At 68.6% G+C, this 14,353-nt stretch carries 10 protein-coding genes; 3 read left to right on the top strand and 7 right to left on the bottom strand.

From position 1 onward, the window contains the following. Positions 1 to 12: 12 nt before the first annotated feature. Positions 13 to 1,137, bottom strand: a complete 1,125-nt coding sequence (chvE, locus tag OHA18_RS25350) for a multiple monosaccharide ABC transporter substrate-binding protein (RefSeq protein WP_328997785.1) — start codon at positions 1,135 to 1,137, stop codon at positions 13 to 15. A 430-nt stretch (positions 1,138 to 1,567) separates the two neighbouring features. On the opposite strand from chvE, the gene OHA18_RS25345 reads away from it, so the two are divergent. From OHA18_RS25345 to OHA18_RS25335, 3 genes are all read left to right on the top strand, one after another. Beyond that, entirely contained in the window at positions 1,568 to 1,831 is a 264-nt protein-coding gene (locus tag OHA18_RS25345; RefSeq protein ID WP_328997784.1) for a hypothetical protein, read from the top strand. Positions 1,832 to 1,971: 140 nt separating this feature from the next. After that, positions 1,972 to 2,106 carry a hypothetical protein gene (locus tag OHA18_RS25340; RefSeq protein WP_328997783.1) on the top strand — a complete coding sequence of 45 codons (135 nt, stop codon included), beginning with the start codon at positions 1,972 to 1,974 and terminating at the stop codon, positions 2,104 to 2,106. Further along, entirely contained in the window at positions 2,103 to 2,816 is a 714-nt protein-coding gene (locus OHA18_RS25335) for a DsbA family oxidoreductase (protein WP_328997782.1), read from the top strand. The genes OHA18_RS25340 and OHA18_RS25335 overlap by 4 nt, the downstream gene beginning before the upstream one ends. 139 nt (positions 2,817 to 2,955) lie before the next feature. Here OHA18_RS25335 and OHA18_RS25330 read toward each other — a convergent pair whose 3' ends face one another. From OHA18_RS25330 to OHA18_RS25305, 6 genes are all read right to left on the bottom strand, one after another. After that, entirely contained in the window at positions 2,956 to 3,375 is a 420-nt protein-coding gene (locus OHA18_RS25330; RefSeq protein WP_328997781.1) for a winged helix-turn-helix transcriptional regulator, read from the bottom strand. A gap of 144 nt (positions 3,376 to 3,519) precedes the next feature. Continuing rightward, positions 3,520 to 6,123, bottom strand: a complete 2,604-nt coding sequence (locus tag OHA18_RS25325; RefSeq protein WP_328997780.1) for a carboxypeptidase regulatory-like domain-containing protein — start codon at positions 6,121 to 6,123, stop codon at positions 3,520 to 3,522. Between the two features lie 2 nt (positions 6,124 to 6,125). Next, on the bottom strand, positions 6,126 to 7,349 hold the full coding sequence (locus OHA18_RS25320; protein WP_328997779.1) for a hypothetical protein: 1,224 nt from the start codon (positions 7,347 to 7,349) through the stop codon (positions 6,126 to 6,128). Positions 7,350 to 7,357: 8 nt separating this feature from the next. Beyond that, on the bottom strand, positions 7,358 to 8,590 hold the full coding sequence (locus OHA18_RS25315) for a S53 family peptidase (protein ID WP_328997778.1): 1,233 nt from the start codon (positions 8,588 to 8,590) through the stop codon (positions 7,358 to 7,360). 30 nt (positions 8,591 to 8,620) lie between these two features. Then, a complete protein-coding gene (locus tag OHA18_RS25310) occupies positions 8,621 to 11,092 on the bottom strand; it encodes a hypothetical protein (RefSeq protein ID WP_328997777.1) in 2,472 nt (823 codons plus the stop codon). Between the two features lie 281 nt (positions 11,093 to 11,373). Next, the gene (locus tag OHA18_RS25305; protein WP_328997776.1) at positions 11,374 to 14,307 is read right to left on the bottom strand and encodes an ATP-binding protein; all 2,934 of its coding nucleotides are present in this window, start codon (positions 14,305 to 14,307) and stop codon (positions 11,374 to 11,376) included. Between the last annotated feature and the right edge of the window lie 46 nt (positions 14,308 to 14,353).

The following is a 14,353-nucleotide window of genomic DNA, read 5'->3' as shown; positions in this document are numbered from 1 at the left end:
CCCGGCCGGCGGTCACTTCGCCTGACCGGCAGCCACCTCGGCGGCCGTGTAGTAACCGGAGTCCACGAGTTGCTTCTGGATGTCCGGCTTGAAGACGGTCTGGATCGGCAGCAGGTACGCCGGGACGACCTTCACACCGTTGTCGTACGACTTGGTGTCGTTGGCCTCCGGCTGCTTCTTCTCCAGGAACGCCACCGACGCGTTGACGGCCTGCTCGGCCAGCAGCCGGGTGTCCTTGAAGATCGTCGAGCTCTGCACACCGGTGTTGATCAGCTTGACCGACGCGATCTCCGCGTCCTGACCGGTGATCACCGGCATCGGCTTGGCCGCCGTACCGTAGCCCGCGTTCTGCAACGCGGTGATGATGCCGCGCGAGATGCCGTCGTACGGCGAGAGGACACCGTCGACCTTGCCACCGTCGTTGTAGCTCGAGGTCAGCAGGTCCTCCATCCGCTTCTGCGCCGTCTCCTGCAGCCACCGCAGCGTCGCGACCTGCTCCATCTTGGTCTGCTTCGACTTGACGACCAGCGCACCGCTGTCGACGTACGGCTTCAGCGTGTCCATGGCGCCGGTGAAGAAGAAGTGGGTGTTGTTGTCGTCCAGCGACCCGGCGAAGACCTCGATGTTGAACGGCCCGGTCTTGGCGCCCTTCGAACCGTCCGGGTTCTCCAGGCCCATCCCGCGCAGCAGCGCCTTGGCCTGGGCGACGCCGACCTTGTAGTTGTCGAAGCTGACGTAGAAGTCGACGTTCTTGCTGCCGCGGATCAACCGGTCGTAGGCGACCACCGGGATCTTCTTGTCGGCCGCCGCCTGCAGCTGGCTGCTGAGTGCCGTGCCGTCGATCGCGGCGATGATCAGCACGTCGGCGCCCTGGGTGATCATCTGGTCGACCTGCTGCGACTGGGTCGGGATGTCGTCGTTCGCGTACTGCAGATCGACCTTGTACCCCTTCGCCTCGAGCTTCTCCTTCACCGCCTTGCCGTCCGCGATCCAGCGCTCGGACGTCTGCGTCGGCATCGACACGCCGATGGTCAGGTCCTTGGGCTCCTGACTGGCGGTGTCGGTGGTCCCGCCTGCCCCTTGCCCGCCGCACGCCGCGAGGCCGAGCAGCAGCAGGGCGCCACTCACAGTGGCCACAAACCTCTTCTTCACAGGCTCATCCCTTCCGGCATAGCTGTCCCTCCCACATCACAGGCCCCGCTCCGTTGTTAGCGCTCACATGCTGGACCCAACACCCAGCCCGGTCAAGGCGTCGGCAAGCAACCCCGGCGTCACGGTCTCATAACGGCATCCGGCCGATTCTCACCGCGATGACGAGGAAAACCCTTACCTGGAAGGACTTCACGCGCGGGCAATCCGATACCCTCGGCCCGCCGACCGACGGACGCGATCGCCAGCAGAGAGACGGTGGATTCTCAGCCAGCACTGGGCGCGTTAACAACTGAGTCAGACTCACTAACCCCAGCGATGTCGCGGCCCCCTGCCCGGTAGCGTCGCCCCCGCACGTGCCTCTCGAGCCATCGCGGCTGGGGCAGCGTCCCGCACGATCGTGCACAGCGACCACGGGATGCCGGAGGAAGTCCGCGCCGACTTCGCCACCCGCGGTGCCGAGTGGTCGGAGTCGCGTATGCCGGGCGCAGCGGCCTTGATCGAACGCCACGGGCTCGCACTGCCGGACAGCGTCGAGCAGCACGACCTCAGCGAGGCGGCCGACCTGCTCGGCTGGCGCCCGGAACACGACTTCATCGAGTTCCTCACCGACCTGCAACAACGCGAAACAACAGGCGAAGACATCAGCACCCTCTGGTCCCCAGGCCGAATCCCAGCCTGAGCCCCCCAGGCATCTCTCTGTTCGTGACGAACATAGATGTGCCTTTTGCAGGCAGGAAAATCCGGACCATCATGGGACTACTTACAAAATGTGTGTCATGGAGGAATGCCTTCCTTTCGCACCGATTGAAGGAGTTCCCGATGTCCGTACCACTCAAGGCCGAAGACGCGGCGCTTGTCCTGATCGACCATCAGGTCATCTCGATGTCGTTCATCCGAACGGCGTCGCCCGAGACGTTCCGGCAGACGATCGGGCAGTTCGGGTTGTCGGCATGAGGATCGACTTCTGGTCGGACATCATCTGCCCGTGGTGCGGGCTCATGGAGCACCGTCTCGACGAGGCTGTCGAACGGTTCGCTCACGGTGACGAGGTGAAGGTCGTGCACCGCTCGTTCCCGCTGCACCCCGATCTTCCGGTCGAGGGGACGACCCAGATCGAGATGGCCAAGCAGTACGGCCTCTCGCGCGATGCGATCGCACGCAATCTGCTCCCTATCGAGCAGCTGGCCGAGCGTGAAGGCCTGCGTCCGTACCGCGCTCTCGAACGCCCCATGGGTCCGACGGCGATGCTGCACGAACTGCTGGCGTTCGCGGGGGAGCGTGGCCTCCACACCGAGGCGTGGCACCAGGCCTTCCGCCAGCACTTCGGCGAAGGCCGCAATCTGTGGAGTGTGGACGACGTCGTCGCGTTCGCCGTGGACCTGGGCCTGGATCCCGACGAGGTTCGCGACGTACTGCGCTCTGGTCGCTATCGCGCCCAGGTGCAGCGTGATCAGCGTGAGGCGCAGGAGCTCGGCGCCGGCGGGACACCCTTCATCGTCATCGACGGGAGCCTGGCCTTGCCGGGCGCGCGGGACATCGACGGCATCGTCGCACTCCTCGAGCGAGCCTGGGCCGCCTCGCACCCGGTCGTGGTCGTGGATGAAGGCGCGATGTGCCTGCCGGACGAGGGAGTCTGCCAACCAGGCCTGGATGCTACGGCGTAGCCACCTCGGGGGTCAGGCGTAGAGCGCGGTGTCGTGCTCGGCCACCAGTTCCGCCGCGGCGTCGAGGTAGCGACGGGTCTCGCCGATCGTCATAGATAACGTCACCCGCGACGTCCTAGCTCGTCTCGAGGGGTGAGCTTCAGTGCCTGGCGTTGGCCGCGGCCTCGTCGTACGCATCCTGATGGCGCTTGATCTCGACGTGATGATCGACCGACCACGACGCCATCGCCAGCACAGTTGACAGCAGCGACTCACCAAGAGGCGTCAGCGAGTACTCGACGCGCGGCGGCACCTCGGGGAACGAGACGCGCGAGACCAATCCGTGGCGGTGCAGGCTCTTGAGTGTGAGGGTCAACATGCGCTGGGAGATGCCCGTGATCGCGTAAGCCAGGTCGGAGTACCGCACCGGCCCGTCCGCAAGTGTGCCGATGATCAGCACGCTCCACTTGTCGCCGACCAGATCAAGCACCGAGCGGATGAAGTCCGCCTGATCGTCGTCCCACTGCGTGCACGGCCCAGGCACCGCCCGGACGCGCGAACGGACGTTGACCGCGCTCAATTCGGCCTCCTGCGCACGTCGATGTGCCTTCTGCGAACTCCCCCATCGTGACGCACCATCCCGTTACGCACAAATGGTAAGTCGCACAAGGCGATCGCCTGCGGTACGCCGACCGAGGCGATCGCCCTGAATCGCGCGGAGCTGTCAGCCGGAGGCCTGGAGGCTGAAGGGTAGTTGGGTGGTCTTGTCGTTCGACACCGTGGTGGTGGCGGTTTGGGTGTTGTAGCCGTCCATCGTGGCTGTGAAGGTCTGCCGGCCGGTTGTGGAGAAGAGCCAGTAGAGGCCGTCACCGATGTTCGGGTCGTCGGGGGTGGCCACCGTGGCCGTAGGCCGGCTGGGGTTGGTCAGACTGGTGACGACGGCTCCGTTGAGACCGGCGCCGTGGTCGTCGGTGACCTGGCCGGCGACGAGTCCACCGGCCTCCGCAGTACAGGTGCGGTTGCCGACGAACACGTTGTCGACAGCCCACCACTTCGACCATTGCCCGGTGTAGCCGAACCGGACCTGGACCCGGGCCTTGTGTGCCGCCTGCGGCAGCGGTACGACGACCGTGCCGGCTGCTGGGACACCGGCCGAGCCGGCGATGCGCCACACGTTGGTCCAGGTCGTTCCTCCATTGATACTCACATCGACGGTGGCCGTCGAGTTGACCGCGGGTTCGAGGTCGCTGGCGAACTCGATGGCCGGCGTCGCGGCGGCCGACAGGTTGACGACCGGGCTGACCAGTTGGGTGTTCTGGATGTTGTGCTGCCCGTCGTGGTCGCTGTCGACGATGGCGAAGTTGCCCTTGCCGCCGGTGTCGTTGGATCGTGCCGCCGGGTTGTTGAAGACCCAACCTGGCTGATAGTCGTAGCCGGGCAGGTGCAGGCTCGTGTTCGTGACCTTCCACCCGGCGGGGATCTTCTTGGCATCGAACGTCTGCGTCGCCCCGACCCGCGCGACCTGGTAGCCCAGGGCAGTACAGGCGAGCGCGGTGGTGACTGTGGCGTCCTCGGTGACGTCACTGGTTCCCACGGTGACGGCCTTGTCGACCGGTTGATAGCCGGACTCGACCGAGGCGATGTGCAGGGTGTAGTCGGCTCCTTGAAGGAGGTTGAGGCTGTACTGGCCGGAGACCGGGTCCGTGAAGGTCGACTCGCCGTCAGAGGAGGTCACCTTCGCATAGAGCGGCCAGCCGTGACCTGAGCCGTCGGTCACAGTGCCGGTGACCTTCGAACGCGGCTTGGGACTCAGCACCAAGTCCTGAGACGTCGTACTCCCCGCCGTCACGGTGACACCGACCGGCACCGGATCGTAGCCGTAGGCCGATGCGCTCACCTGGTACGTCGCGGCCGGCAGGTCCAGGTCATAGTTGCCCTTGGCATCGGTCGTGGTGGCGCGGTCGCCCGCCTGCACCTTCACCGCCGCGATCGGCTGCCCGGTGGTCTTGTCCTTCACCGTGCCGGTGATGTATCCGTGCGCCCGGTAGGTGAATGCGCCGACACCGTGCGGCGTGCCGAGCCCGGTGGGTCCGTCGTACCCTTCCACGCCGGTGCACAGGTACGCCGGGTCGCACGCTCCGTTGGTACCGCTGGTCACGTCGGTGAGTTCCCCGGCACCGACAGTACGACTGTCGTACGGATACTGCGCGGGATTGGTGCCGGCCTGCGGTGCACCGGCCAAGGCGTACGCCGAGGCGATGATCGGCGCCGACGCACTGGTCCCGCCGTACACGCTCCATCCGCCGTTGCCGTAGCCGTTGTAGACGGCAACACCGGTGTTGGGGTCGGCGACCGCGGACACGTCGGCCACGGTGCGGTCGGCGCAGCCGGAGTCGGACTGCCAGGCCGGCTTGTCCTGGAAGCGGGAGCACCCGCTGCCCGCGCCGTTCCACACCGCTTCGGTCCAGTTGCCGTCACTGCCCTGCGTGAGCGAAGTTCCGCCGACTGCCGTGACCCCGGGAGCCGTGGCCGGGTACACCGCGCCGTACCCCCAGTCACCGGTACTCGCGGTGACCACCACACCCGGATGGTCGTAGTAGTGGTTCAGATCGAGATCGGCCTCGGCCTCGCCGTTCTGATCGCCGTAGCTGTTCGACACGTACTGCGCGCCCATCGCGACGGCCTGGTCAACGCCCGTGCCCAAGCTGTCGAAGCTGGCGTCGTCCCCCTCGACCAGGAGGATGTTGCAGTTCGGGCAGACCGCCGAGACCATGTCCAGGTCGAGCGAGATCTCCCCCGCCCAGCCCGGATCCGCCACCGGATAGTCGGTGCCGCCGCGCTGGTCCACCTTGCGGAAGCAACCGTTCGCCGTACTGCACACGGGAAGTCCGTACTGCGCCCGGTAGATCGCGAGGTCGGCCTCGGCCGTCGGGTCGTCGTACGCGTCCACGATCGCCACGGTCCGGTCCGCACCGGCCGTTGCCGAGGGCAACGCATAGGCGCTCTGCAGAGCGGCCGGTCCGTAACCTCCCGGTACGACGTGTGGCGCCAGCCGGCCCTTCGCCGGTTGGACGTCGGTGCGGTGCATCGCCATGCAGACCGCCTGCCCGGGACCACTCGGACGTCCGCAGTCCGCCTCGGTCGGGTGCTGCACCTGCGCCGAACCTTGCGCCGAGGCCGGCGAGACTGCCGACGCCGACACGGCCGAGGCGGCCACCCCGGCCGTCAGTCCGGCGGCAACGACGGCCACGGCCAGCACTGCCACCCGCACCCGGCGGAGCCCCGCCGTGCCGCGGTCCTTCCTTCGCCTACTGAAGAGAATCGACACGACTAGACCTTTCCGCAACTGAGGTGAACGATCTGGGTGCTGAGGAACGCCGGTCCGCCGGCGCCGGCCGACACGTCGACAGCCGACCCGATCGCCCAGACATCGGCCGGCCCGGTGCCGCTCATCTGTTGGTAGACGTAGAACATTCCGAACTCCTCCGGTGCCGGACCTGGGACGGCTGTCCACGTTTTGCCGTCCCAGTGCAAGAACCGCACCGCATCGCCGAGCTGCACCTCAACGGGAGCCCAGACGTCGTTCGGGCCCGATGCGTAGCCGGCGTCGAGTTGGGCATTGCCGAGGTCCGGGATATTGCCCATCACCTTCCACGCGCGGCCGTCCCAGTGCTCGACCAGCGGTACGGCGGTGTTCTCGGTGCCCGCCATGGTTTGGGCGCCGAACGCCCACACGTCGCTCGGTCCGGAAGCGCTCACCGCATTGAACTCGGCGGGGGTCGCGGCGGTGGCCGCCGGATCGCTGATGCTCCACCGGAGGCCGTTCCAGTGCTCGGCGAACGGTCTGAGCACACCGTCGTCCCCGCGGTGTCCACCCACCGCCCAGATGTCGGTCGCCGAGACAACGGTCAACCGCATGATGTCGGCCCGCGGAAGGGCTGACGCCGGATGGGCGACGATGCTCCACCGCACCCCGTCCCAGTGCTCCAGGAGAACACCCGCGTATCCCGACTGTTCGCTCCTCAAGTATCCGGCTGCCCAGGCGTCAGTGGCCGAGACCGAGACCAGGGTTTGCACGACGGGGACGACATCGCGTGGATCGGGCGAGACCGCGAGGGGAATCCGCGTCCATCGGCCGGCATGCAGGCGATCCCCGATCGCCTGGCCGCTCTGGTCCCACCCCATCAACACCCAGCCCTCGCCGTCGGAGCTGAAGGAGCTGCGGGATTCCTGCTGGTGCCCCGCCGACTGGTCGAAGAACGGGCCGGTCGGAAGTGGTGCGGTCTGGGTGACAGCCTTGCCGTCCCAGTGCCAGATGACCTGGTCGTACGAGCCTCCGTCGAGAGAACCGAACCAGGCGGAATGACTGGACACCGTGCTGACCGACGCGCCATGGAGGTTGGTCGCAGGCGGTGTCGCCACGACCTTCCAGGTCGGCTTGCACGTGCCGGCCTGCCCGGCATCTGCGGCGGCCGCGGAGCTACCGGCCCCGGCACCACTGATCGTGAGCAACACGGCGGTGGCCAGTGCGCTCACCGTTCTTGGGATCTGCATCATGTCTCCTAGAAGCCGCCGATTCCGTTGGGTGTGCCGTTGCCGGTCGGGCCGTCGTAGCCCTTCTGCGCGTTGCACAGGTAGCCGCCGTCACACGCACCGTTGGAGCCCGCCGTCACGTCGAACAGCGAACGGTGGTGGGCGTACGGGTAGGCGGTGGTGTTGGTCGTCGCGGTGTTGCCGGCCAGGGCATACACGCCGGCGATGATCGGCGCGGCGACGCTCGTACCGCCGCCGTAGACCCATCCGGGCACGCCGAAGGTGTCGTAGAACAGGACCGGGGTGTGTGGGTCGGCAACGGCCGACACATCCGCGATGGTCCGCTTGGCGCACAACCGGTCCGTTTGCCAGCTCGGCTTGGGTACGACGGGGCTGCAGCCTGATCCGGCGCCGCCCCACGCGGTCTCGTTCCAGCCACGTGCACTGCCGTCCCGGTACAGGCTGGTGCCGCCGACGGCGAGGACAGTGGACAGCGCGGCAGGCACCAGCGTGCTCAACGCACCCGAGTCGCCCGACGAGGCAACGATCGCGACCCCTGGATGCTTGTAGTGCGAACCCGCGACCGCGAGCTCGTCGGCGAACTCGGCGGCGCCATAGCTGTTGGAGACCGCGTCGGCGCCGAGCTTGACGCCCTCGTCGACGGCGATGCCGAGGTTCGCCAGGTCTTCGTCGTCGCCTTCGACGAGCAGCAGCCGGCAGTTCGGGCAGATCGCCGAAGCCATATCGAGGTCCAGCGAGATCTCGATTGCCCACTGCGCGTCTGCGGACGGATAGTCGGTCCCACCGCGCTGATCCACCTTGCGGAAGCAGCCGTTGCCGGTCGTGCACGCGGCCAGATGATTCGCCTCCCGGTAGACCGCGAGGTCGGCTTCAGCGGTGGGATCGTCGTAGGCGTCGACGATCGCGATCGTCTGTCGCCCGCCCAGCAACGCCGACGCGACCGTCAGGCCGTAGGCGGACTGCAGATCGGCCGCGTTGTAGGGATTCAGGCCGACGGCCGGGGCCGCCTGCGGGCTCAATGCCCGGCCCGACGCGTCACTGTCGACGATGGCGAGGCAGGCCGCGTGCCGGGCGGCCGGCTTGTCACAGGCCGGCTTGTAGTTCACCGGCGCCGGCTCGGCAGACGCGGCGGGAAAGGCGTCGACCGGCGCCGCGGTGACCATGACGGCCACGGCAACGGCGATGGCCGCCGCCAGCCGCTTCGGCCTGCGCCGGGCGCGGGTCATGACTGTTCGAAGCATGAGAAAGTCCTTTCGGATGGCCCGGCCGGGTCAGTTGGTCAGCGAGTAGGCGTGCATGACCGTCTGCTCGACGGTGTTGCCGGCGTCGTCGTGTGCCTTCACCCGCAGCGAGACGAAGCCGTTGGTCGAGGCCAGGTCCGGGTGATCGATCGTCACGCCGAACCGGTTGCCGCCCTGGCTGGTCGCAGGTTGATCCGCGCTCCAGGTCGCGCCGTCGTCGTACGACACCGATACGGTCGCGCCGACCCCGGCCGGCACGGACTGGTTCTGCTGGTGGAGGACTGTGAAGTCGACGTCGAACGGCGCGTTCGCCGGCGCCTGCGACTGCTCGTTCAACGCCAGGTCGTAACGCAGGAACAGCAACGGCAGGAAGGAGCAGGCACGGCTCTTGTCCGGTGCACACTCACTGGTGGCGGGAAGCTTCGCCGCTGCATCACTCGGTCCAGAACGGAAGTTCCAGTCCGTCTCCGTGGACGCACCGGGCCGCGACACGCTGTGAGTGGTCCAGTCGACTCGATAGCTCGAGGCTGTCGGCAACATCGGCAGATCGAGGGCGAACGGCGTGAAGGCATCTCCTGCCGGCGAGTGGTCGGCGCTGACGGCCAACGTCCCGTCGCGGTAGAAGTCGAACTTGCTCGACGCGTTCTCCTCGGTCCCGGCGTGCGTCGGATCAGTGTCGCCGGTGGTCAGGAAGACCATGCCGTTGTCGTCCTGCCGGCAGGCCACGCACACCGTCGCCAACGGGTCGGTCGCGAGGTTCTCGCTGAGGCCTCCGCTCCCGAGGATCAAACCGTTCCGCTGCGTGTACGGCGCCATCGCACTCGGCGTCAACGCTCCCTTGTTCCACTCCTCGACGACCTGTTCTCCGTTGCCGACGGTTCGGTGCAGCCCATCGATATTCACCTGCCGGTCGGGGTCGAAGGCAGTGAACGCGGATGCCCACGTGACCAGCTCGGGTGCGCTGCTGTACAGATAGTCGATGTGCTCACCGGTGCTGACGTACGCGTTGCCGTTGATCGGCATCCGCAGCTGACCCCAGGGCAGGTAGGCCCGGTAGTTCAGATCCGCGTCGTGGCCCCGGTCGTCGGCGGGATCGGCGTACACCTTCTGGTGCAGCGTGGCGAAATCGGACTGCTGGATCGTGTAGGTCAAGGATGACGGGATACCGCCAGGATGGGGGAAGACCAGGAAGTACGCCGGTTTCGCGGACGGGGCCAGCTCGTCGTCCTTGAAGTCAGTGGCGCCCGCGAAATCGAAGGTGCCTTTCGTGACTGCCGGCGTCGCGGCGGCGTACAGCGTCGGATTGCCGAAGCCGGGCACCGAAGCCAGGTGCATGCCGACGAGCGTGATCGCGGCCAGCCCGGAGTTCTGGGCCGTCACCCCCGACCCGGTCACGCTCTTGCGGCTGAAGGTCAGCACATCTTCTCGCGCCATGTCGCCGACCGGCGCATCGACGGTCACCTGGTAAGGCTTGGCCGTGCGCGCGTCGACGGTGACGGTTTGATCGGACGTGACCGTGATCTCCGGCTTGACCACCAGCGCGGCCTTCACCGTGTAGTCGTCTGCGGGTCCACTCACGACACCGACCTCGAGGCTGTAGGTGCCCTCCGGCACGCTGACCGCGGCCGTACCGGTGCTCTGCACCACCCAGGGGCCGACCGCCGGGTTGTCGATGTTCTGCAGGAATCCGACGACTGTTCCAGGGCTGCCGTCCAGGTCGATGCTGTTGACCGTGAGCGTGTGGAAGGGGTGTCCCCCGCCACTCACCTGAGGCTGAGCCGACAAGGCCGCGGGCAGGACGGGGGCGCTCGCGGCCGGTGCCAGGTCGATCCGGTTGATGCCCGCGAGCTTGCCCACCGGAAGCGGTGAGCTTCCGGACCGGCTCGCTCGCCACTGGTCGGCCAACTGCTGGCCGAACTGGCGTGCCTGCGTCTTGGCCATCGTCGCGGTCCCCGTCGCACCGGACCGGGAGGCGACGCGCACACCGGGCACCGCCGTCGTCGACGAGCCCGCGTAGGAAACCTTGAGCGGCACCGTGGCGCTGTGCGCGTCGTCCAGCTTCGCGCGCACCAGATAGGTGATGTCGAACAGCCGTGGGTCCACGGTCGACAGGTACGGCGTCGCGATGTTGGGGATGACGTACTGGTCGCCGTGCCAGCTGAGCTTGGTGAACGTCGAGCCCAAGGGCTTGGCCGCACCTGACGGGGACAGCATCGACGCGGTCTGCGTCCCGTCCTGCCCCACCTCCAGCCGGACCCGGTCACCGGTCACGAGGGTGACGGTCGAACTGCGCGGAAGGGCCGGCTGTGCGGCGACGGGCACCGCCGGCGGTGGGCCGTCGAGTCCGCCCACGGTCAGCGGCGCCGGCGCCGGCGCCGGCGCCGGCACGGTGCCGCCCGGAGTGACGCCCGGGCTGGTGCCCGGCCCGGCGACGGCGGCCGAGATCGGAGCGATCATGAGGGCGGCGATGACCAGTGCTGGTGCGCCTCTGGGGATCTTCATCGATTCTCCATTCGGTGGAACGGGGGCGGGATCCGTACCGAACCCGGGCTACAGCGGTTCGTAGTCGTCGTCGGCATCGATCTCGAGATCGTTCGGGGCGTCATCGGCGGCGACAGCTCCCGCGCCGGGCTCGGCCGGTGCAGTGCTGGGACGCACGGCATCGGCTCCGGAGGGCTGGGGGTCGGACACAGGCTCAGGCGACCGCGGAAGTGATGGCATGGTGCCGCAATACTCGAGCCGCCGGTCCGGTGTTGCGATTGGTCAGATGACCCAATGTGGTTCTACGAGGAGGACTGTCCGTTCCCCGCCGTACCCACGCCGTCCGCCTCGGCGACCTTCATCGCGACCGCGGTGCGGGTGTTCACGCCCAGCTTGCGCATGGCCGAGTCGAGGTGCCGGGCCACTGTCCTGGGTGAGAGGAACAGCGCCTCGGCGATCTGCCGGTTGGTCCGCCCGTCGGCTAGTGCGCGAGCCACCTCCAGCTCGCGCGGTGAGAGCTGGTCGCCGTACCCTCGCCGCCCGCCCAGCCAGGGCCGCTTGACGTCGACACCGAGCTGTCGCAGCGCCTGCATCACCCGTACGGCGTCACCGCGCGCACCCAGCTCGGACAGGCCCCGAAGCACGTCCGCCAGCACGTCGGTGCCGGTGCCGGCATCGCCGGCGGCCAGCAGGCATCTGGCGTGCCGCTCCCGCGCCAGCAATGCGTCGTACGGCCGGGGCAACGCCTGCCATGCCTCGGCTGCCGCAGCGAACGCGGTGGCGGCCACGGCATGCTCTCCGCGGCCTTCAGCCACGATCGCCCGCGAGACCGCGAGGCCGGCCTGCGGACCGGGGGCATCGTGGTCGTCGATCAGGTGGGCGAACGCCGCGACCAGTTCGTCCGCCTCGTCGATGCGGTCCGCGGCCACTAGCGCGTCGACCCGGACCGGGACGATCTCCGCGCCGTACACCCAGATCCCTTTGTGTACGGCGATTTCGACCGGTCCTTCGGTGATCCCGAGCGCGTCGTCCACGCGCCCGTCGGCCAGCCACAGCTTCGCCAGGGCCGCGGCCTCGATGAATCCCGAGGAGCTGCCGGGGCCGGCCAGCTGCAACGCACGGCGCAACAGTTTCTCGGCCTCACTGCCGTTCCCCGCGGCGGCCTCGAGCAGTCCGCCGACGGATCCGGCCTCGCCCTGGGTCGCCGGGTCCAGCTGGTCGTCGTCGACGAGGGGTGCGACTGTGGCGGCCAGTCCGTCCCAGTCTCCGGTGAGCCAGTCCAGATGGGCCCTGGTGGCGACGACGATCTCGTGCAGACGCTGGAGCTGGTGGGTCTCGGCCAGGTCGAGGGCGGTGCCCAGGCGTCGGGCGGCCTCGGCGTACCGTCCCCAGATGATGGCCAGATGGCCGACGTTCAGGTGGCCGGCGACGAGTTCGCCACGCTCGGCCGGGGCAGCGTCGGCAGGGATCTGCCGCGCCTCCGCCCACCCGATCTCCTCGCCGAGCAGCAACAAGGCCGTGGTCCGGTCGACCTGCCGGCGGAGCCGCTCCCGTCCGGTCAGGCCCGGCCCGACCTCCGTTGCCTGCTGCAACCACCGCAGGTGCACCGCGGCCGGCTTGACATTGCCGACCGGGAGGCTGAGGAAGATCATCGCCCGGGTCGCCTCGGCCGAGCCGGGCGCCAGGTGCGGGACCGCCAGCTCGAGCTCCTCCTGCGCCGCCGTGTAGTCGGACATCACGATCAGCGCGCGACCGACCTGGAACCGGATGGCCGCCTCCTCCCCCGGATCCAGCGTGCTGGTTCCGAGGCGGTCCCGCAGTACCTGCACGAGCGCCTCGAGCTGATCTCGCCCACGGGCCGTGAACGGCACCATCGCGACCTGCCGGACGACGGCCTCGGCCGGCAGGTCAGCGCCGGTGATCAGGTCGTGCAACAGGGCCGCGGCCGTGGCATCGTCTCCAGCGGCAAGGGCGGACTCGGCCGCCTGCTCGCCGTACCGCGACCAGTTGATGCTGTCGCCGGCCTCACGATAGTGGTGCGCCAGCCGCGCCACCGGTGGCGTGCCGGCCGTCTTCAGCGCCTCGCCGGCGCGCTGGTGGAGGGCGCGCCGGAGGCGGGCGGGCGTGGCGTCGAGCACGGCCCGGCAGGCCAAGGCATGGCGCAGTGCGATCGACCCGTGTGCGTCCTCGTGCAGCAGGCCGGAGGCCAGCGCCTCCCCGAGGCCGTCCTGCGTCTGCCCGTCGAGCGGCCCGGCCACCGCGAGCAGCGTCGCCTCGTCCGCCGGCCGGGAGAGGACAGCGGCGGCCTGGATGAGCAGTTGGGCGTCGGCGCCCAGTCGACCGACCCGTTCGAGCACCGCGTCCCGGACGCTGGTCGGTACGGCGATGTTCTCGAGCCGGCGCCGGACCCAGCCGTCGCCTCGCCGGACCAGGTCGGCCCGGTCGTGCATCAGCCGGACCGACTCCTCGATCGCGAGCGGGACGCCGTCGGTGTGCTGGTGCAAGAACGTCGCGAACTCCGTCGACACCTCGGCGCCCTGAATCATCGACGACACCAGCGCCTCGGTCTCCGCGGCATCCAGCGGCTCCAGAGTCAGGCGCAGGTGCGTGGTGCCCATCGGGCTGCGCGAGGACAGCCGGAGCAGCAGCGAGTCGGCCGGCACCTCGTCGGTCCGGAATGTCACCACGAGATTGATCCGAGGCGCCGGACGGGAGGTCAGGAAGAGCAGGAACTCCAGCGTCGCTTCGTCGGCCCAGTGCACGTCCTCGACCACCACGACCGCGATCTCGAGGCAGTCGAGCAACTCCGCCAGGGCACGGAACAGCCGATGCCGCGCGGCGGTGGCGTCCTCGGCCGGGTCCGGGAGCGGCGGCAGGTTCGCGGTCCACTCCGGGAACAGCGGGCGCAAGGCACCCGCCAGGGCGCTCAGCTCCAGACCGGCCACGCTGTCGGTTGCCTGCCGCAACGCATCGACCACCGGACCGAGCGTGAACGGCTGGCGGAACGGCGGGCAGGCGGTCACCAGGCTGCGCTGCGACCGGGCGTCGGCGGCCAGGAACTCCCGCAACAGCCGGCTCTTCCCGATCCCGGCCGCACCCTCCACGAAGACGGCCGCCGGCGGCTGGGCCAACGCCTCGGCCAGACCTGCCAGCTCCCGGCGGCGCCCCACGAACTCAGGTGAACCGAGCAGCGGCGAACGGTCCCGGTCACCGTTCACACCCACGTGTCTGACCACCGGCCGGCTCCCTCGGGATGGATTTGCTGCCGCCTGAGATGTTATG

It is taken from the genome of Kribbella sp. NBC_00709 (assembly GCF_036226565.1).
In the GTDB taxonomy this organism is placed as follows: domain Bacteria; phylum Actinomycetota; class Actinomycetes; order Propionibacteriales; family Kribbellaceae; genus Kribbella.
Note: the sequence above shows the minus strand (reverse complement) of the source record. Positions and strands in the feature narration are given on the sequence as shown.